The sequence below is a fragment of the Pseudomonas sp. TWR1-1-3 genome (genome assembly GCF_049896805.1).
Taxonomy (GTDB): Bacteria; Pseudomonadota; Gammaproteobacteria; order Pseudomonadales; family Pseudomonadaceae; genus Aquipseudomonas; species Aquipseudomonas bubulae.
In genome coordinates this window covers 841,755-860,830 of sequence record NZ_JAFCUZ010000001.1, presented here as the reverse complement: position 1 = coordinate 860,830, position 19,076 = coordinate 841,755, and the positions used below count along the sequence as shown (strand labels likewise).

At 58.5% G+C, this 19,076-nt stretch carries 14 protein-coding genes and 2 pseudogenes; 10 read left to right on the top strand and 6 right to left on the bottom strand.

Annotated features, from left to right (window positions below):
* Positions 1–20 precede the first annotated feature (20 nt).
* The 4 genes from ACP7BE_RS03765 (at position 21) to ACP7BE_RS03750 (ending at position 5,188) form a co-directional block, all read left to right on the top strand.
* Positions 21–1,124, top strand: a complete 1,104-nt coding sequence (locus ACP7BE_RS03765) for an ABC transporter ATP-binding protein (RefSeq protein WP_095000299.1) — start codon at positions 21–23, stop codon at positions 1,122–1,124.
* Positions 1,125–1,141: 17 nt separating this feature from the next.
* Entirely contained in the window at positions 1,142–2,617 is a 1,476-nt protein-coding gene (locus ACP7BE_RS03760) for a mannitol dehydrogenase family protein (protein ID WP_095038829.1), read from the top strand.
* A gap of 133 nt (positions 2,618–2,750) precedes the next feature.
* Complete coding sequence (gene xylB, locus ACP7BE_RS03755; RefSeq protein WP_095017970.1) at positions 2,751–4,244, top strand: xylulokinase; 1,494 nt, start codon at positions 2,751–2,753, stop codon at positions 4,242–4,244.
* A gap of 5 nt (positions 4,245–4,249) precedes the next feature.
* Entirely contained in the window at positions 4,250–5,188 is a 939-nt protein-coding gene (locus ACP7BE_RS03750) for a carbohydrate kinase family protein (RefSeq protein WP_426104782.1), read from the top strand.
* Positions 5,189–5,306: 118 nt separating this feature from the next.
* Here ACP7BE_RS03750 and ACP7BE_RS03745 read toward each other — a convergent pair whose 3' ends face one another.
* Positions 5,307–6,608: an OprD family porin gene (locus tag ACP7BE_RS03745; protein WP_426104780.1), complete on the bottom strand. Its 1,302-nt coding sequence runs from the start codon at positions 6,606–6,608 to the stop codon at positions 5,307–5,309.
* A 282-nt stretch (positions 6,609–6,890) separates the two neighbouring features.
* Here ACP7BE_RS03745 and ACP7BE_RS03740 point away from each other — a divergent pair.
* Positions 6,891–7,742: pseudogene (locus tag ACP7BE_RS03740) on the top strand (sensor histidine kinase); the annotation flags it as partial.
* 72 nt (positions 7,743–7,814) lie between these two features.
* Positions 7,815–8,090, top strand: a complete 276-nt coding sequence (locus tag ACP7BE_RS03735; RefSeq protein ID WP_083369510.1) for a peptidylprolyl isomerase — start codon at positions 7,815–7,817, stop codon at positions 8,088–8,090.
* Positions 8,091–8,151: 61 nt separating this feature from the next.
* Here ACP7BE_RS03735 and ACP7BE_RS03730 read toward each other — a convergent pair whose 3' ends face one another.
* From ACP7BE_RS03730 to ACP7BE_RS03715, 4 genes are all read right to left on the bottom strand, one after another.
* Positions 8,152–10,404 carry an ATP-dependent DNA helicase gene (locus ACP7BE_RS03730; protein WP_426104778.1) on the bottom strand — a complete coding sequence of 751 codons (2,253 nt, stop codon included), beginning with the start codon at positions 10,402–10,404 and terminating at the stop codon, positions 8,152–8,154.
* Positions 10,401–12,050, bottom strand: coding sequence for a VRR-NUC domain-containing protein (locus ACP7BE_RS03725; RefSeq protein WP_095019974.1), 1,650 nt, complete (start codon positions 12,048–12,050; stop codon positions 10,401–10,403). Before ACP7BE_RS03725 ends, ACP7BE_RS03730 begins: the two co-directional genes overlap by 4 nt.
* A gap of 152 nt (positions 12,051–12,202) precedes the next feature.
* Positions 12,203–13,642, bottom strand: a complete 1,440-nt coding sequence (locus ACP7BE_RS03720; protein ID WP_232527587.1) for a hypothetical protein — start codon at positions 13,640–13,642, stop codon at positions 12,203–12,205.
* A gap of 330 nt (positions 13,643–13,972) precedes the next feature.
* Positions 13,973–14,995 carry a zinc-dependent alcohol dehydrogenase family protein gene (locus ACP7BE_RS03715; RefSeq protein WP_095017976.1) on the bottom strand — a complete coding sequence of 341 codons (1,023 nt, stop codon included), beginning with the start codon at positions 14,993–14,995 and terminating at the stop codon, positions 13,973–13,975.
* Between the two features lie 278 nt (positions 14,996–15,273).
* On the opposite strand from ACP7BE_RS03715, the gene ACP7BE_RS03710 reads away from it, so the two are divergent.
* Positions 15,274–16,188 carry a LysR family transcriptional regulator gene (locus tag ACP7BE_RS03710; protein ID WP_095000309.1) on the top strand — a complete coding sequence of 305 codons (915 nt, stop codon included), beginning with the start codon at positions 15,274–15,276 and terminating at the stop codon, positions 16,186–16,188.
* A 29-nt stretch (positions 16,189–16,217) separates the two neighbouring features.
* Here the strand turns inward: ACP7BE_RS03710 and ACP7BE_RS03705 are convergent, their stop codons facing one another.
* Positions 16,218–17,429, bottom strand: coding sequence for an MFS transporter (locus ACP7BE_RS03705; RefSeq protein WP_133144573.1), 1,212 nt, complete (start codon positions 17,427–17,429; stop codon positions 16,218–16,220).
* Positions 17,430–17,545: 116 nt separating this feature from the next.
* On the opposite strand from ACP7BE_RS03705, the gene ACP7BE_RS03700 reads away from it, so the two are divergent.
* From ACP7BE_RS03700 to ACP7BE_RS03690, 3 genes and pseudogenes are all read left to right on the top strand, one after another.
* The gene (locus ACP7BE_RS03700) at positions 17,546–18,136 is read left to right on the top strand and encodes a flavin reductase family protein (RefSeq protein ID WP_426104774.1); all 591 of its coding nucleotides are present in this window, start codon (positions 17,546–17,548) and stop codon (positions 18,134–18,136) included.
* 259 nt (positions 18,137–18,395) lie between these two features.
* Positions 18,396–18,557, top strand: a complete 162-nt coding sequence (locus ACP7BE_RS03695; protein WP_095031598.1) for a DUF2986 domain-containing protein — start codon at positions 18,396–18,398, stop codon at positions 18,555–18,557.
* A gap of 9 nt (positions 18,558–18,566) precedes the next feature.
* Positions 18,567–19,059, top strand: a pseudogene (locus ACP7BE_RS03690) (GNAT family N-acetyltransferase).
* The last annotated feature ends 17 nt before the right edge of the window (positions 19,060–19,076 follow it).

Here is a 19,076-nt window from a genome sequence, read left to right as displayed (position 1 = left end):
ATACTGATTGGAGGCCCACTATGGCCAACCTGAGAATCAACAATCTGCACAAGGGCTTTGAAGGTTTCTCGATCATCAAAGGCATTGATCTTGAGGTCAACGACCGTGAGTTCGTGGTATTTGTCGGGCCGTCGGGCTGCGGTAAATCCACACTGCTGCGCCTGATTGCCGGGCTTGAGGAAGTGACGGACGGCACCATCGAGCTGGACGGGCGCGATATCACTCAAGTCAGCCCGGCCAAGCGCGATCTGGCCATGGTATTTCAGACCTACGCTCTGTACCCGCATATGAGCGTGCGCAAAAATATGTCGTTTGCCCTCGACCTGGCAGGCGTGCCCAAGGCCGAAGTGGCAAAAAAGGTCAACGAAGCCGCCCGCATTCTGGAACTGGCACCCTTACTTGAGCGCAAGCCCAAACACCTGTCCGGTGGTCAGCGTCAGCGCGTGGCCATTGGCCGGGCGATTGTTCGCAACCCCAAGATCTTCCTGTTTGATGAGCCGTTGTCCAACCTCGATGCCGCGCTGCGGGTGCAAATGCGTCTGGAACTGGCACGCCTGCATCAGGAACTGCAAGCAACCATGATCTACGTGACCCACGATCAGGTCGAAGCCATGACCCTGGCCGACAAGGTGGTGGTGCTCAATGGCGGCAAAATCGAGCAAGTCGGCTCGCCGCTAGAGCTGTATCACCAGCCAGCCAACCTATTTGTCGCGGGGTTTCTGGGCACGCCCAAAATGGGCTTTTTGCAAGGCAAGATCAGTCGCCTCGAGCGCCAGGGCTGCGAAGTCGAACTGGACGCTGGCACCCGCATCCAACTGCCTCTGTGCGGCGCATCGCTAAGCCTTGGCAGCCCGGTAACACTGGGCATTCGACCCGAACACTTAAACCTTGCCAAACCTGGCGAATGCACCCTCACCGTCACCGCCGATGTGGGCGAGCGCCTGGGCAGCGACACTTACTGCCACGTCAATACCGCCTGCGGCGAGCCACTGACCATGCGCGTGCGCGGTGATATGGCCAGCCGCTATGGCGAGCAGTTGCAGTTGCACCTGGACAGTGAACATTGCCATTTATTCGATGCCGGGGGCCTGGCCCTGACCCGTCCATTGCGCGCAGCTGCCTGAACCCACGAGATTGCCCCATGAAACTCAATCGCCGAAACCTCGACACCCTTACCAACCTGGTGGCCAAACCCACCTACCTTGGCAGCGATACCCGGCAGGGCATCGCCCACATCGGCGTGGGCGGATTTCATCGCGCCCACCAGGCGTATTACACCGATGCCCTGATGAACCGGGGCCAGGATCTGGACTGGAGCATCTGCGGCATCGGTCTGCGGGGCGAAGACCGCAAGGTGCGCGACGCTCTGGCCGGTCAGGACTACCTCTATACCCTGTTCGAACTGGGCGACAGCGACGACACCCAAAGCCGCATCATCGGCTCTATCAGCGGCATGCTGCTGGCCGAAGACGGCATCAATGCACTGATCGACAAGCTGGCCAGCCCGGCCATTCGCATCGTTTCGCTGACCATCACCGAGGGCGGCTATTGCATCGATGACAGCAGCGGCGAATTTATGTCTGCACTGCCACAGATCCAGCACGACCTCACCCACCCCGAAGCACCGACAACCGTGTTTGGTGTGCTATGCGCCGCCCTGGCCCGACGCCAGGCCAGCGGTATCCGGGGCTTTACCCTGATGTCCTGCGATAACCTGCCCCACAACGGCGCTGTCGCGCGCAAGGCCCTGCTGGCTTTTGCCGCGCTGCGCGGTGCTGAACTACATGATTGGATCGCTGCCAATGTCAGCTTTCCAAATGCCATGGTGGATCGCATCACGCCCATGACCAGTAACGCCCATCGTTTGCAACTGCATGACCAACTGGGTATAGACGACGCCTGGCCGGTGGTCTGCGAGCCGTTTATCCAGTGGGTACTCGAAGACAAATTTGCCTGCGGCCGCCCGGCATGGGAAACCGTGGGCGTACAACTCACCGACGACGTCACGCCTTATGAAGAGATGAAAATCAAACTGCTCAATGGCAGTCATCTGGCATTGACGTACCTGGGGTTCCTCAAGGGCTATCGGTTTGTTCACGAAACCATGGGCGATCCCCTGTTCGTGACGTATATGCGTGCCTATATGGATCAGGACGTAACGCCGCAACTGGCGCCGGTGCCCGGCATTGACCTGACGGCCTACAAGAACACCCTGGTGGAACGCTTTTCCAATCAGGCCATTGCCGACCAGTTGGAGCGCGTGTGCTCGGATGGCTCGTCGAAGCTTCCCAAGTTCACCGTGCCTGCCATCAACCGGCTGATCAGCGATGGTGGCGAGTTGAAACGTGCGGCACTGGTGGTTGCAGCCTGGGCGATGTATCTCAAGGGAGTTGATGAAAATGGGCTGCACTATGCCATTCCCGACCCGCGAGCGGAGTTTTGTCAGGCCCTGGTGGCGGATGATGAGTTGATCGTGCAGCGATTATTGAGCGTTGAAGAGATCTTTGGCGGCGCCATTCCCCGGTCTGCCGAGTTTGTAGCTGCGTTCGAGTGGTGCCTGAACAGCTTGCGTGATGTCGGGGTGAGCAAAACCCTGGAAAATCTGCTTCATCTTTGAAGCCCACCCCAGCCCTCTCTGGCAGAGGGTGCTGAATTGAGCAGTCGCAAGTGCACCGTTATCCCCGATCAGTCCCTTATCCCTGCGGAAAGGGTCTGTTAGAGGCTTTTGATCTGGCTAAGAGCAGGTTCCCATGAGCACAACCCACTTATACCTGGGCATCGATTGCGGCACCCAGGGCACCAAGGCCCTGATCCTCGACAGCGAGTCCGGCCAGGTGCTCGGGCTGGGCAGCGCCCCACACACGTTAATCCAGGGCGCACAGGGGCGGCGCGAGCAGGATCCCGGGCAATGGCTGGATGCATTGCAACACGCCACCCGCCAGGCCCTGACCCAAGCCGGCATCAGCGGCCAGCAGATTCAGGGCATAGGCGTGTCCGCACAACAACACGGGCTGGTGCTGCTCGATAGCCAAGGCGATGTATTGCGCCCGGCCAAACTGTGGTGTGACACCGAGTCAACTGGCGAAAACAACCAACTGTTAGAATGGCTGGGCGGCGAAACCGGCTCCCTGGAGCGGCTGGGCCTGGTGATCGCGCCTGGCTACACGGTCTCCAAGCTGCTCTGGACAAAACACCATCATCCTCAGATTTTGGCACGCACTGCCCATATCCTGTTACCCCATGACTACCTGAATTTCTGGCTGACCGGACGCTGCTGCAGCGAATACGGTGATGCGTCCGGCACCGGTTATTTCAACGTGCGCACTCGCCAGTGGGATCGCGAACTGTTGCATCATATCGATCCCGACGGCCATCTGGAGCAGGCGCTGCCCGAGCTGATCGAGCCCCGCCAACCGGTCGGGCGTATCCGCCCGCTTATCGCGCAGTTGCTGGGACTGAACCCCGATGCCGTGGTATCCAGCGGGGGCGGCGACAATATGATGGCAGCCATCGGCACCGGCAATATCGAACCCGGAATCATCACCATGAGCCTGGGCTCGTCGGGTACGGTGTATGCCTTTGACCCGCAGCCACAGGCCCGTCCCGAGGCCTCAGTGGCCAGCTTCTGCTCGAGCACCGGCGGCTGGCTGCCGCTGATCTGCACCCTGAACCTGACCAATGTCACCGGTGCCGTGCGCGAGCTGTTCGGCTTGTCTGTGGAGGGTTTCAACCAGATGGCCAGGCAGGCACCCGCAGGCGCAGACGGTGTCAGTCTGCTGCCCTTTCTCAACGGCGAGCGGGTGCCTGCCCTGCCCGATGCCACCGGCAATTTTCAGGGCCTTACACTGACCAACATGACCCAGGCCAATCTGTGCCGCGCAGCCATTGAAGGTACCACCTATGGCTTGCGCTACGGCCTCGATCTGCTGCGCCGCAACGGCCTGCAAAGCCACGTCATCCGCTTGGTAGGCGGCGGTTCAAAAAGCCCCCTGTGGCGCCAGTTAGTGGCCGATATCATGGCCACCCCGGTAGTCTGCCCTGAGCAGAGCGAAGCCGCCGCACTGGGGGCTGCAATTCAGGCTGCCTGGTGTGTGGCTGCTGACTCACCGACACTGGCTGATCTGTGCCGGCGTTGCGTGCGCCTGGATCCTGCGGGTGAAACCCGGCCCGAGGCCGATAACGTCCGGGCCTACGAACACTTCTATCAACGCTACCGACTACAGGTCGCAGCCTTAACCGAGTAAATGTTATGTATCTGGTATGCGGAGAAGCCTTATTCGATTTTTTTGCCCGGTCGCCTGAGAGTACGCCGACGGGCCAGGTGGACTTCAAGGCCATTGCTGGCGGCTCACCCTTCAACGTGGCGGTGGGCCTGCGTCGCCTGGGCGTCGACACCGCACTGTTTGCCGGGCTGTCGACCGACTACCTGGGCCAGCGGCTGAAAAAGGTGCTGGTCAATGAAGGTGTCAGCACGCGATACCTGCATGATCTGGACGCGCCCACCACGCTGGCCATGGTCGCGCTGGATGCCAACGGCTCGCCCGCCTACAGCTTTCGCGGTGAAGGCTGCGCCGACCGGCAATTGCACGCCCATCACCTGCCGCTGCTGGGGCCCGAGGTGCGGGGTGTGCATGTGGGGTCTTTTTCGTTGGTGGTGCAGCCGGTGGGCGATACGTTGCTGGCACTGGTCAAGCGCGAGAGCGGGCAACGGCTGATCAGCCTTGACCCCAATGTGCGCCTTAATCCCGAGCCGGATATCGAACGCTGGCGCCAGCGGATCAAGGAACTGATCCCCTATGCCGATGTGATCAAGGTCAGTGATGAAGACCTGGAGCTGCTGTACCCCGGGCAGGACGCGCAGGAGATTGCCCGGTCATGGCTCAACCATCGTTGCCAACTGGTGTTTTTGACCCGGGGCAGTCAGGGCGCCAGTGTGTTCAGTCGCGAACATGGGCAGCGTTCGGTGCCCGCCAGCCTGGTGGATGTAGCCGATACCGTGGGCGCGGGGGATACCTTCCAGGCCGCAGTGATTGCATGGTTGACCGGGCATGGGCTGGACTCGATCGAAGGCATACAGGGCCTGAGTGCGGTGCAACTGGACGCCCTGCTCGACTTCGCCAGCCGTGCCGCAGCCCTGACCTGCAGTAAAACCGGCCCGGACCTGCCCTACCGCGAACAGCTGCTGTAACCCTTGTAGCCGCTGAGGAGCACAACGAGGCTGCGATAAGGGCCGCAGGACCTTCAATATTTCAGGGTCGCTGCGCAACCCATCGCCGCCTCGCTGCGCTCCTCAGCGGCTACAGCACTTACCAGATCGACAGGTTATAGCTGACGATCAAACGGGTCTCATCCACGTCACGGGCAAACTGGGAGTAGTTGGTGCGGTAGGTGGCATTACGCAAGCGCAGGCTGACGTCCTTGAACGTACCGCTTTGCACGATGTATTTCAGCTCGCTGTCACGCTCCCACTCCTTGCCCCCTTCGCTGCTGCCCACCACCTTGATATGGTCGCCATTGACATAGCGGGTCAGGAACGACAGGCCGTCGATGCCGATGGCTTTGAAGTCGTAGTCGTAACGCAGTTGCCAGGAACGCTCCTGAGCGTTGGCAAAGTCGTTGACCTGCAGGTAGTTGACCAGATACGGGTTGCTGCCATCCAGGTACGGCATTGAAGTATCGCCGTTCATGCGCTGCCAGCCAGCACTGATCTTGTGCCCGCCCAGTGCATAGCCGAGCATGGCGCCCAATGCGCGGTTGTCGATAGTGCCAGCTTTGGCCGAACCCGAGTCATCACTTTTCAACAAGCGCACATCGGCGGACAACACACCAGGACCGACCGGTTGATTGGCCTGCAAACCGACAAACTGCTGGCGATAGATATCCTGCAATTCACCGTAGTGGTATTGCGCAGTCAGATGCTCGTTAACCTTGTAGTCCAGACCGTACATGCTGAAGTGATCAGCGGTGATATTGCAGCCATAACGCTTGTTTTTGCAGTTCAGGCGCAGGTCCTGGGAGTCGGTGGAGTCCCGGGCGGTATAACGGTCAAGGCGCGAGGCCATGAACTTGAGATCCCTGATTTCCTGGGATACCAGCATGGCGCCATTGAACATGTTTGGCAGTAAACGGCCATCATTGTATTTGAGCAACGGCAGATCAGGCAGCAGCGCGCCGTATTTGAGCACGGTGTCGGATACGCGCATTTTTGCTGTCAGGCCAAATTTGGCGTACTGATCCTTGGAACGACGCGGGTCGCTGCCGGTCGAAGGCAGCAGGCCACTATTGCTGTCGGCCGGGCTGGAATCCAGCTTCAGGCCCAGCATGCCCAGTGCATCCAGGCCAAAACCGACGGTGCCCTCGGTATAGCCCGATTGCAGATTGAGGATAAACCCTTGCGCCGTTTCATCGCGCTTGGAGGCGCCCTGGGGGTTTGAGCTGCTACCATCGCGAAAATCGCGATTGAAGTACACCGTACGTGCTTCCAGTCTGGCGCTGCTGTCTTCAAAAAAGCCGCCGGCCTGTGACGGTGCGGCAAAGCCGGCACACACTGCCAGCGCGCCCAAGTGTGCTACCCGGCGATGCGCCAACAATGAAAAAGGATGAACCATGTACAAGCTCCAGCAGCCAATCATTGGCAGGGTGAAAACGACCGAAGACACGCTCGGATACAAAGTGAGCGTCCTCAATCAAAAAAAGGGGCGCAATTGTACGAAAGGCTAAGCTGGAGCCTCATTCGACCTTAGTCGCACGGTCAAGACCGGGCTTTGCAGCAAGGCTGACAGCCTTGTACCGGTATGCGGCCTTAAACAGACCGACTTACAGATTCAAATTCAGGACCTACCATGCCAATCAAGAGTTCAAGGCGCCACCAACGCTTGCAGGCCAGCGCCACCGAACAAGCTTTGCTTGAGCTTAACGAAACCCTTGAGGAGCGTGTGGCCGAGCGTACCCGGGCATTGGCCGAGGCCAATATGCAATTGCAGCTCGAGATACAGGAGCGGGCCCGTGCCGAGGAAGCCCTGCGCCACGGGCAAAAAATGGAGGCGGTAGGGCAATTGACGGGCGGCATCGCCCATGATTTCAACAATATGCTCACTGGCATTATCGCCAGCCTGGATCTGATGAAACGCTACATCGCGGCAGGCCGTATTGACGAGGTCGAGCGTTTTGCCGATGCCGCCGTCAACTCTGCGCAGCGCGCCGCCGCGCTGACCAACCGCTTGCTGACGTTCTCCCGTCGCCAGTCGCTGGATCGCAAGCCGCTGGACCCCAATCAGCTGGTGAAATCACTGCAGGAATTGTTCAGCAGCAGCAAAGGCGCGAATATCGACCTGATCCTGGAACTGGGGCAAAACATCTGGCCGGTCAATACTGACAGCGGCCAGCTCGAAAGTGCCCTGCTCAATCTGATGATCAATGCCCGGGATGCGATGCCCGACGGTGGCACCCTGGTAGTCAAAACCGCCAATCATTACCTCAATGCCAGCGATCTCGGCACTCTGGAATCAGTCAGCTCCGGGGATTACGTCATGCTCGAGGTCAGTGACAACGGCACCGGTATGAGCCCGCGGGTCCTCGCCAGGGCCTTTGACCCGTTTTTCACCACCAAGCCCGTGGGCCAGGGAACCGGGCTTGGGCTATCGATGATTTACGGCTTTGCCCAGCAGTCCGGCGGGCATGTCAGCATCAACAGCCTGAGCGGATGCGGCACCCGTGTGTGCTTGTACCTGCCGCGCCATCATCACCCGGAGGCGAAAACTCAGGCATAATCCGCGACCGCGCACTATGCCCCACTGTTCCAAGGTACAGATCACATGAAAGCTCAAGCCCGCCATATTTTGGTGAAAACAGCCGAAGAGGCCGAATCGCTCAAACAACGCATCGCCAAAGGCGAAGCCTTCGATGTGCTGGCGAAAAAATTCTCCACCTGCCCGTCAGGCAAACGCGGCGGCGATCTGGGCGAAGTGAGGCCCGGGCAGATGGTTGGCATCATTGACCAGATCATCTTCAAAAAACCGCTGCGGGTGGTGCATGGCCCGGTCAAGAGCAAGTTCGGCTATCACTTGGTGCAAGTCTTTTACCGCGACTGAACAGCCCCCTGCCCTCTGACGGCACCCTCGAAGACAGGGTTTGGGGTACTCGAGATTTCGGTCACTGCAGTCGCCACCAGCGCGGCAGCAGTTGCTGCACCTTCGGCTCGGCAAAACGGTCATCAATCAGAAACAGCGTGCCCTGATCGTTCTGGGTGCGAATTACCCGGCCGGCGGCCTGCACCACTTTCTGCACACCCGGATAAAGGTAGGTGTAGTCATAACCGGCGCCAAACCGTGCCGCCATGCGCTGTTTGATCTGTTCATTGACCGGATTCAACTGGGCCAGACCGAGGGTGGCGACAAAAGCACCAATCAGCCGCGCGCCAGGCAAATCAATGCCTTCACCGAATGCCCCGCCCAGCACGGCAAAACCGACGCCCTGACTGGTCAGGGTGAACTGGTCGAGAAAGTCCTGACGTGCTGCTTCGTCCATTCGTCGTGCCTGCAGCCATCGTGATATCGACGGATGGCGCTCGGCCAGTAGTTCGGCAACCTGTTGCATATAATCAAAACTGCTGAAAAACGCCAGATAGTTGCCCGGACGCTGGCCGAACTGCCTGGCAATCAGCTCCACAATCGGCTCCAGCGAAGCCTGACGATGGACAAAACGGGTGGATATGCGGCTCACCACCTGCACGTCCAGTTGCTCGGCGCCAAATGGCGATTCGACATCCATCCACAGCGCATCCTCCGGCAAGCCCAACAGATTGGCGTAATAGGTTTGCGGGCTGAGGGTGGCGGAAAACAGCACATTGCTGTGAGCACTCGCCAGACGCGGGCCGATAAAACCGGCAGGCACAATGTTGCGCAGATTGAGTTGCGAGAGGCGCCGCTTGCCGCCTTCAACCAGGCTGACGTCGAACAGGAAATTGTCATCGAACAACTCCGCCACCCGATTGAACTGCAAGGCTTCGAAGTAGAACGCCTGCAGGTTTCCCGCCAGCCCATGGGGGTGATCGTTGAGGTAATCGCCTATGGCGGTGATGCAGGAAGACAAGGCATTCAGCCATTTGGCTGGCAGTTGCGGGTATGCCTGATAGGGGCCCGCCTGCGCCTTGTGCAGGGCACTCCATTCGCGGTCAAGGCGTTTGAAGGGTTTGTCCAGCGGTGCCGGAGCCGTGTGCCGTACGCTGTTGAGGGTCTGCTGATCGAGGCTTGCGCTGTACATCCCGCGCGCCCGCTCGACCAGGTTATGGGCTTCATCCACCAGGGTCCCGACCCGCCATTGGTTGGCCTGGGCCAGACCATAAAGCAAGGCACTGAAGTCGAAGTAATAGTTGTAATCGGCAATCACCAGATCAGCCCAGCGCGCCATTTCCTGACTCAGGTAATAAGGACAGACCTCGTGCTCCAACGCGACATTGCGCAGGCTCTTCTGATCGAGGGGGGTTTGGCCAATCGCAGCCCTTCGCGCAGCGGGTAAACGATCGTAGAAGCCTCTGGCCAAAGGGCAAGAGTCACCATTGCAGGCGTTTTGCGGGTATTCACAGGCCTTGTCTCGCGCCACCAGCTCCAGCACCCGCAACGGAGCGTCCTGCCCTTCGGGAAAAAGCACCTGCATCGCATCGAGGGCGAGTTTGCGCCCCGGCGTCTTGGCCGTCAGAAACAGCAGCTTGTCGAGCTGCTGGCCGGGCATGGCCTTGAGCAACGGAAACAGGGTACCGATGGTTTTGCCGATCCCGGTAGGTGCCTGGGCCATCAGGCAGCGCCCGGTGCTGACGGTCTTGTATACCGCCTCTGCCAAAGTCCGCTGCCCGGTTCGAAACTGCTTATGGGGAAAGGCCAGGGCACGGGCGGCAGCATTCCTGGCCGCACGATGGGCCATTTCCTGCTCGGCCCAGGCCAGGAACAACCCGCATTGCAGATCGAAAAATTGCTGCAGGTCCGATGCTGACCAGGTTTCCTGCAGGCGGGTTTCCTTTTCACTGATAATGTCAAAATACACCAGCGCCAGGTCAACCTGTGGCAACTGCAGGCTCTGGCACAATAACCAGCCATAGACCCGGGCCTGAGCCCAATGCAGTTGACGGTGGTTGGCCGGTATTGCAGTGAATTCGCCGCGAAAGGTTTTCACTTCTTCCAGGACATTGGCCGCGGGGTCATAACCGTCTGCACGACCGCGTACGCTCAAGGCGCCGAACTGTCCTTCCAGGCTCAGCTCCGCCTGATACTCCGGGCTGCGCCGCGATGCAACCGTGCGATGCCCGGCTATGCCCTGCTGCGCCGTGGGCGAAGGGGTAAATCGCAAGTCCAGATCGCCAGTCTTGGCGGTGAATTCACACAAGGCACGCACTGCAACGCGATAATTCACCCTTGCAGCTCCTGCCATTGCACATAACACACGGTCACCGGCATCCCGTGCTCTTCACAAAAGGCCAGCCAGCGCAGTTGGTTGTCCTGCAGACGGTCACCCGGGCCTTTGACCTCAATCATGCGATAGGTGTGTTGCGCCGTAAAAAACTGGATCAGGTCGGGCATACCGCTGCGATTGGCCCTGATATCCAGCAACAGACGCCGAAACCAAAGTTTCAAGTGCGCAGGGGGCAAACACCGTAATGCCTCTTCCAGCAGGTTCTGATTCAGGTGATTCCAGGCCACGAAGTTAGACTGCACGCCAAATTTGGCAGCATAGGTGTCGCGGATAGTGGTCAGGTAACGGCCATCATCGAGCTGCGCCAGGCAAGCCTCGAACCTGTCGGCACGCTGCTGATAGAAATCATCTTCCAGCATGTCTGCCGGACCACTCTGATACGGGTGAAAAAAGGCGCCCGGCAAGGGTGCGAAAATCGCCGGCCAACACAGCAGACCGAAGAGCCCGTTAACCAGGGTGTTTTCCACGTAATGCACAGGCGCTGCAGCGCTGTGCAAGTGCGCGGCAGCCATTAGCTCGACACTGGCCGCTTCGTCCCGTGGCAGGCTCAGGTCGAGCCGGTCGGGTGCCATTGCCTGGGCCACGGGCAATGGCGCCAAGCCCAGCTTGCGGCGCAAGCGCGGGATGATTCGTCGCAGATGCTGAAGCTCGGCATCAGTCAGTGGGGCCTGTTGCGCGTCTTCGGCCAGCTGCAATGCCGGTGCATAGTGCGCCTGACGTTCGAGCACGCGAATGCTGCGCTGGCGTGCCTCGGGGTGCAGGCTGTGCTGATAGACCTCCAGTGCCCGCGTCAGATCCCCTGCCCGCTCCAGATGCTGACCCAGCTGAAACAACAAGCGCCCGCGGCGCCGTTGCAGCCAGCGGTTGCCTGCCTGGTAGTCGAGCACCTGTTGCAGCACGGCAGCGGCATCGCCACTGAGCTCAAATTGCTCGCGACAGGCATGGAGCTGCAAATAGCCCTCTATATCGGCCCGGCACCCCAGAGCACGGGACTCGTGGCTGAAATCGACCTTCTCATAGGTAAACAGGCCGAGGTCGGCCAGTACCAGATCGGACCAGCTCTGCCCCAGGTTGCCAAAAAACATCAGCCGCAGGCGGTCACACAGCGCTCGGTGGTTGAGGGTGTAAAGCGGCTCGGTAAGGCCGGGATGCCATTGGGAAAGGGGTTGGCGCTGGGTAAAGTCGGCAGCCAGTTGCTCGAACCAGTCCGTTTTTTTACCCTTGGGTTGCGTGATACGGGCACTGAAACAGGCCAGGATTTCCGCTTTTTGCAGTACATCAAACACGTCGGCCAAGGCCAAGGGCGCCTGATTATCCAGCCAGCCAAGGGCCAGCAAGGGGGCCGCCGCCAGCGCGGTATCACCGATTTCCGGGTAATTGAGCCTGCCGGCCCGGAAGTGATCGCCCTTGCGCATGATCATGCGCACCCACAGCGCTTGCGAGGGGCCGGGTAATTGGGCAAAACCTGCGATAAACCGTTGCTCGTCGACAGTCAGCACGTCTTCATAACGGGCAGCGATCCAGTCAAGCACATGCCGGAAGTTTTTCAGGTAGTAAAACGGGTCTTCGAGGGGATTGGAAATCACAGGCAGAACTAACCACTGAGCATGAATACTGGATATGCGTACAGATATCAGTTTGCCCGAGGCTCTGGCAAATGCTATTGGATGAGCGGTGCGTTCGCCGGGTCCCCGCCAGCAGGCCGGGGTGGTACTCACCCGCCCCCAAACCACCTGCCTTAGCCCGCAAGTACTGGGTGCCAGGGTTTTTTGCTTGGGTCGTGAGCGCACAATGTGGCAATCAGGGTGTTGCTTGTTCTCACGTCTGTTTTTTCCATGTGATAAAGCGCTTGCAACGATGCTAGGGGCAGTCCGCTTACAGACTCCAGCCAGGCGATATCGACCTGCGAAGAGCTGTCCGGGTCCATCAGTACCCGTCGAAACTCGTGGATGTATTGCAATTTTTCGGGGTAGCAGTTTTGTAGAAAGGACTCCAGGTCATCGGCTTTATTAACAAAAGGCGAACATATAAAGCAGCCCAACTGTTCATTGTTGACACCGTGCAGTTCACCCAGGTACTGAGTGGCGACACCGTGCAACTTTCTAATTCGTTTCGGTGTATTGAACGAAGCGCCGAGCCTCTTTATCAATTGACCTTTAAACCGTTCATTGCACTGATTTTCCAGCGATGCACGGCGCAAGTAAGCATCCGCACCGACACTGTATTCCACCCCGTACTGGTAAGTGCCACGCAAACCCTGGAGGTGGGCAGCCACTAACACGACCGCCGCTTGCGGCTCCTCAATGTCCAGCATTTTTATATTCCATGGCCCCTCCACAAACATCAGCACCTGAGAACTCAACACGTCCGCTTCGTGGCATAAACAATCAAAAATATTGATCACGTCAATATCATTGCTGCCGCCACTGATTGCAGAAAACTCACCCCGATACGCGGGAGGCAATTTCAAGAACTCTTTATAGTCATCATCCAGTTTGCTGCACAACTTGACTGCGTTTTCAAAGCTTTCATGGTCATCACCCGGCGGTGCATGCCCGTGCTGCTCTGCAACCTGCTGGATCCACGTCACGTATTGCCCCAGATGGCTGGGCGGGCGCCGGTCAATCAGGGCGTCCACCCTGGCACCCCATCTGCAAGCCTGACGGTACAGCTTGGCCCGGGCCAGCAGGTCGGAATAAAAGAATGTCGCTCTGGCGTCGCCTTGGGTCAGGTGTCCTGACATCAGCACCTGAGTACGATTCATCACCGAAGGCAGGCTCTCGAAAACCGTCTGTTTATGCAGCCTGGTTGTACTCTGCTCATCGACAATCAACAACTCGACACGCATATCTTCATAGATAAACAACTCGTTGCACTGGGTCTGAATTCGCTCCATCACATTGGCGGTCATGCGTGGCTGGCGCAGTATCGCAATGCGCAACTTGAACGTCTCTGGCGAGCGCCCGGCAATACTCAGTTGTGCGGCGCGTAAAAAAGCCAATGTATAGGCACACTCCTTGCCGCCCTCATGAACCACCATTACCCGGTAATTCCCTATGCGCTCCACGCCACCGGCCGCCACTAATAAACGTTGAATCAACAACTGCAATGCAATGCGCTCGGGACGACTGAAACACCCCAGAAGCCGATGCAGAACTTGTTGATACACAAAGCCCATGGCCTGTTCATGAAAGTTGTTCATGGATTATCCTCCGGATCGAGCTTCTTATTATCAGCACGCCCAATTAGACGCGCCCAGATTTACTGCAACTCTTGGACCCGGAAGAGACGAGACGCACATACGCACAGGAACAAACCTACAAAACCACTCAATAGAATACATACTTTCTTATGCTGCACTCTTATGACATGTTCTTCAGTCGCACTTTCTTTCTGGATAAAGCAATCCAAAAGTCCGCTGGGATCAGGCAATAAAAAACGCGGCCCTGAACACTATGTTCAGGGCCGCGTTTATGAGACGGGAAGTTTTGCGCAGCCTTGTCAGGCTTCAGGTCGCTGACACTTGCAAAGCAACTCGCCCCCGGCACGGACAACCATCCATATAACGATGGGCTTCTACAAAGTCCTCAAAAGGGAACACCTTGATCTCCAACGGTGTGAGCACCCGGTCAGCAGTTAGCTGGTTGATATCACGCAAGGCACGTTTCATCGCCTCTTCGTCCTGTGCGATACCCAGCTCGGGCTTGCCAGTGAAGTTACCGATGCAGTGCACGAAGAACTTGATGTTCTTCTGAAAGCACGCACAGCCCGGAAACCCTGTCTGGTTACCGCCTTGCAAACCATACAGAACAAGGCTGCCACGAGGCGCCAGGACATCACCCAGCACTGACATTTGCGGGCCACCCAGACCATCGAGCACCACATCCACGCCCTTGTTGTCGGTGATCTTGTTGATCTGCATCAGCAAGTCCTGCTCTTCGGTGACAATCACCTTGTCGGCACCCAGTGCCAGCAGGCACTCGCGCTCACTGGCGTCCTTGGTCGCAGCAATCACCTTCAGGCCCATCGCCTTGCCCAACTGCACGAACGAAGGACCGGCGCAATGGCTGGCATCGGTGATCAGTACAGTCTGCCCGGGCTTGACCTGGGCCAGATCGACATAAGCGAAATAGGCGATCAACAGCGGTGTGTAATGTACGCTGGCCTCTACCGCAGACAATACGTCCGGGTAGCGGGTCAGCGTGGAGCGTGGCATCAAAATCAGCTCGCCATAGGTCGGGTAGTCATTGGCGCTCTGGCCCGGAAAGCTGGCGACCTTGTCACCAATCGCCAGATCATCAACCCCGGCACCGACGGCGGTGACGATACCTGCCATTTCATGGCCGATACCCGCAGGCAAACGGGCGTGGCTGGGGGCCAGGTTCTGCCGCCAGAGCACGTCATACCAGCTGATGCCAATGGCTTGAACACGGACCTGCACTTCGCCGGGAGCAGGCGCGGCGACTTCGTGCTCTTCGCACTTGAGCACCTCGGCCGGACCAAACTTGTGAAAACGGATCGTGCGCGACATTACCAACCTCGCCTAATTAATCGCTAATACCACGGGACTTTATCCGGGCTTTGTGCGCAAGACTAACAGACAGCATTAATAGTCGACATGCCTGGCATTGATCCGCCGACAGGTTTGCAGCGAGCAGAAGCCCTGAAAAACCGGGGAAACCACCATAAACAGGAGTTAAACCTCCTACAGTCCAGCAAGAAAGAAAATCTACCGAGTGACGAAAAAACAGTTTTGCCAGTAAGATCCGTTACCTCACTACCTGTTGAACCGACTGCGAAGCCTGCCCGATGAACCGTAACGACTTGCGTCGCGTCGATCTGAATCTGCTGATCGTCTTTGAAACCCTGATGCATGAACGCAGTGTGACCCGTGCAGCCGAGAAGCTGTTTCTGGGCCAGCCGGCCATCAGTGCGGCGCTGTCACGCTTGCGCAATCTGTTCGACGATCCGCTTTTTGTCCGTACCGGGCGCAGCATGGAGCCGACTGCCCGGGCGATCGAGATCTTTGCCCTGCTCTCGCCTGCCCTTGACTCGATTTCCACGGCGGTGAGCCGCGCATCAGAGTTCAACCCGGCGACCAGCACCTCAGTGTTTCGCATCGGCTTGTCGGACGATGTCGAATTCGCCCTGCTGCCGCTGCTGCTCAAGCGCTTGCGTGCAGAAGCACCGGGTATCGTCCTGGTTGTCCGCCGCGTCAACTACATACTGATGCCGCCACTGCTGGCCTCGGGCGAGATTTCGGTGGGCGTCAGCTACACCAGCGACCTGCCTGCCAACGCCAAGCGCAAAGTACTGCGCCGTAGCCGTCCCAAACTGTTACGTGCCGACACCATGCCCGGCCCCCTGAGCCTGGACGACTTCTGCGAACGCCCCCACGCACTGGTGTCGTTCGCCGGTGACCTGAGCGGGTTTATCGATACCGAACTGGAAAAAATGGGCCGCAAGCGTCATGTGGTGCTCGCCGTACCGCAGTTCAATGGCCTGAGCACCCTGCTGGCAGGAACCGATATCATCGCCACCGTGCCCGACTATACGGCCGAAGCCCTTACCGCGGCGGGTGGCGTGCGCGCCGAAGACCCGCCGCTGGACACCCAAAGCTTCGAGCTGCATATGGCCTGGCGCGGCGCCCAGGACAACGATCCCGGGGAGCGCTGGTTGCGATCACGGATTCAGATGTTTTTCGGAGATCCGGACAGCCTTTGACACCTGCAAGGCGCAGGAGCAATTACCACTCACCTGGCAAAATCCTGCTGTGACTGAGCCTGTGCTGCAACATTCAGCGTGCGCAGGCCAAGCAATACAATCAGCACCATCACCGCTCCGGCGACAATAGGAACGGCAAAACCGGCGCGGGCGCCCCAGGCGTCGATCACCAGGCCTGCCACCACCCCGCCGAATGCCACGCCGATGCTGATGCCGGTGGACATCCAGGTCAGACCCTCAGTGACCCGCTGCGGTGGCAATATAAGCGTGCCCAGGTTCATGACAATCACCATGGTTGGTGCGAAAGACACCCCGGAAACAAACAGCAACAGGGCCAGGACATAGACACCGGATGAAAAAATCGGCAATACCGCAGTGATGGCCGTGACCAGAATCCCGATAAAAAATTGCTGTGCCATGGGCATGGCAATTCTGAAAGCACCAAAGGCCAGACCGGCAATCAATGACCCCAGAGCATAGGCGGCAAGGATAAAACTGGCAGATGCCGGCCAGTCATGGGCGTTGGCAAAGGCAACCACGGCCACATCGACGGAGCCGCCGATAACGCCCATGCCCAGCAAGGCCAGGACAATGGTAGGCAGGCCCGCAAGACGCCAGGTCGAGCCTGTATGAGTGCTGGCCGATTTGATGATCTGTGGCTCAGTCTGGCGCTGCATCACAAACGCCGTAACGCCCACCGCCAGCAATACGGCCACCGCCAGGGGCCCGGCTTCGGCAAACAGCCCGGTGCTCAGGCCAATCGCCAGGGGCGGCCCCAGGATAAAGGCCATTTCAGTTAGCACGGTATCCAGGGAGAACGCGGTATGCAGCAGCGACTTGCCGCGAAAAAGCTGGGTCCAGCGCGCCCTGGTCATGGCCGGCATGCTTGGCATGGTGCCTGCCAGTGCCGCCAGGACAAACAGCAACGGTGCGTCGGCACGCAGATGTGCTGCGGTGATCAACGCCAGCAGCATGGCGATGCTGAATGCGGTAAACACCGGCAGCACCCGGCGCTGGCCCAACCGGTCGACGCGTTTTGATATCTGCGGCCCCACCAGGGCATTGGCCAGGGTAAAGGTTCCGGCCACCGCCCCGGCCAGCCAGTAAAGCCCTGTTTGCTGCACCAGCATGGTGATGATGCCGATGCCGATCATTGCCTGCGGCAAACGGGCAATCGAACTTGCCACCACCAACCCCATGACGCCAGGTATTGCCAGAAGTTCGCGGTAAGGGTTGGCCATGGTTATTCCTGTTCAAAGACGCTTCAGATAAAGAATCCAGCGTCGTATCCTTCTGGCGATAAGTCAAAGCCGGCGGCCTTGACCGCACTTTAAAACTGCCCGATTGCGGAGCCACAATGCACGAACATATTGCAGCCGTCCCTCTGGACAAAGCCTACCGACTGCTTAATCACGGCCCGACGATTCTAGTCTCGTCCCGCCATGCAGGGGTGCAGAATGTCATGGCAGCAGCCTGGGCATGCGCCCTGGACTTCGACCCGCCCAAGCTGACCGTGGTACTGGATAAAAACGTGAAAACCCGCGCCTTGGTGGAAAACAGCGGGGTCTTTGTGATCCAGGTACCTACCGTAGCCCAAATCAGGCTGACCAGCCTGGTGGGCAGCGTCAGCCTGGTCGATGACCCGGACAAACTCGAGCATTGCGCGGTGCAACTGTTCGAGATGCCTGGCCATGATCTGCCATTTGTTGAAGGTTGCTCAGCCTGGCTGGCCTGCAAGTTGATCCCCGAGCCGCACAACCAACAAACTTACGACCTGTTTATCGGGGAAGTGGTTGGGGCCTGGGCCGACACTCGCGTTTTCAGCGAAGGTCACTGGCACTTTGAAACGGCCGACCCGACCTTGCGCAGCCTGCATTACATCGCCGGAGGACATTACTACGCTATCGGCCAGGCGCTGGATGTGGATGTGGATGAGAGCAATCTGTAGAGGCGCTTCCTATCGTTGCGGGCAATATTCTGCAGTCCTCTTTGCCCTGCACACAGAAGAACAAGGCAAGCGTGTGCTAGCAACGCTGCCAATCATCAATTCAATGCCACAACTAACCGTGTAACATTCACCTACTCCAGCCAGCCCATCACGGCTCCCGCATGGGAAGCCGCAGACCGCTCCACTCTCTGCAACAGCATGAGCCTGGCTATTTTTTCAAGCTGACACCGTTCAACAACTTACAAACCGGGTAACAACCATGAACCGTCGTAAAAAAATCAACCAGATATTGAAGGCCAATGCCAAGAAGGCCAACGCCAAGCTGGCCCCGAAGAACAAGAACCCGTACATCAGCAAGGCTGACCGCCTGAAGCTGGCCGAGCAATCGGAGCAGGACACCACAACAACCACCGGGGATTAAGCCATGGTCATGCCCGAGCCCCTCTTCAGGCAGGCAACGCCCCAGGATGCCGAATCCTGCTATCAGATCGAGGTTTCGGCCTATGAAGGCGATGAAGCCGCCACCCTGGAGAAGATCCGAACGCGAATCGCCCAGTATCCCCAAGGGTTTCTTGTGCTTGAGCAGGCTGGGGAAATCGTCGGGTTTATCAATAGCGGCTGTGCCTACAACGTCGTGATGTCGGATGAGGCTTTCAAGGAGCTGATCGGCCACGACCCTGTTGCACCCAATGTGGTAATCATGTCCGTAGTGGTTGCCCCCCGCACACCAGGGCAAGGGCTTTGCCAGGCTGCTCATGAATGAGTTTGTCAGGCAGATGAGCAACCAGGGCAAGCACTCGATCCATCTGATGTGCAAAGAACAGCATGTGCCTCTCTATACCCGCATGGACTATCAGTACGTCCAGCCATCGCCCTCCGGGCATGGCGGCATGGCCTGGCATGAAATGGTCATGGCGCTCTGACGGCTGAGAAAGCTTGC